The following is a 1,242-nucleotide window of genomic DNA, read 5'->3' as shown; positions in this document are numbered from 1 at the left end:
TTGTAATCGTTCCACTACGGTTAGCATCTGCGGCAATGCGGCGGTATGGTCCATCAAGTACATCCACATTCAGGATGTGCTTGGAGATTTTCACCAAGTCAAAAGTCGTCACTCCATTGAGCGAGTTATCGTTCAAGTAAGGGGTTATGCTGTAGTCACCACCCGGTGTTAGATTAGCGAAGTTGTAAGTGCCATCTGTATTGGTCGTCATCGTTGCCGATACGCCACCGTTAATGCTGACTTCCACCCCTTCTAGCATCTCATTCTCTTCGGTCGCAACAACACCTGCAATGGTACCCATCTCACCGTTGATACAATCAAGGTGCTGTTGTATCAGGATGTAAGTTTCACAATAGTCATAGTTGCCTTCTTCATCAAAAGCGTATACGTAAACCACCGTGTTGGCATCATCCTGATCGGTCAACACCAGTCCGATATTATCGGGGCTCGGTACGAAATTAGGATCAGCTTCCACCTCACTTACACGATAGATCGCGTACTTGGTAACACGAGGTAGACCACCGAACAGTTCTGGTCCCTGACCAGTACAATCACTTATCGGTGAACCTTCAAAGTCACTGGCCCAGATGGCCATGGAACAACCACCATCTTCGTTCGGCATCAACGTCACCGTCAGGCCGTTGATACACACTGGAGCAGGGCCCTTACAGTCGATCACATCGAAGACGATGGTCTCGCTGGTCTGATTGCCACAACCATCTTCAAACAAGATGCGTACTGCATGGTAGATGTTATCACCCATCGCACTGGTAATAATGGGGTAAGTTCCATCGAAGGAGTACGTACCGTCACCATTGTCCGTGATATTTGCCAATACGTTGCCAACAGGGCCAACTTCAACTACAAATTCGTTGGATTTGATGTCACCATCGTTGTTGGTATCCACCGCGAAAAGATCAAGCTCTGCTGATACGATGCTTACCACAAGGTTGCCGTCACCGTCGAACAGTTCACACTCATCACTTACTGAGAATGGAATGCTTATCGCTTCCTCACAGTTTCCGTCATCATCACCGAACTGGCCAGCGATCAGGTCCGGACAGTTGGCAGTAGGACCTCCGTACTCACCCACCGTTACCACAGGGGCCGTTGAATCGTATACTTTCACAAACTGCGTGTAGATGTAGCGACCGTAGTTCGGTAGCGTTGGGTTATCACAGTTGCTCAAGGTACTGTCTCCATCACGGTCAGTGTGACGGCGATCGATACAGAAGCTTGCAT

1 protein-coding gene is annotated in these 1,242 nt (G+C 48.9%); it reads right to left on the bottom strand.

What is annotated here, in order from left to right; genetic code table 11:
• A partial coding sequence (locus ACRBG0_RS13885) for a carboxypeptidase regulatory-like domain-containing protein (protein ID WP_431487471.1) occupies positions 1 to 1,242 on the bottom strand: 1,242 nt, incomplete at both ends.

Origin of the sequence: Lewinella sp., assembly GCF_050633125.1 — a bacterium.
Taxonomy (GTDB): Bacteria; Bacteroidota; Bacteroidia; order Chitinophagales; family Saprospiraceae; genus Lewinella.
The sequence above is the reverse complement of the archived record's forward strand: the minus strand, read 5'-3'. Positions and strand labels throughout refer to the sequence as shown.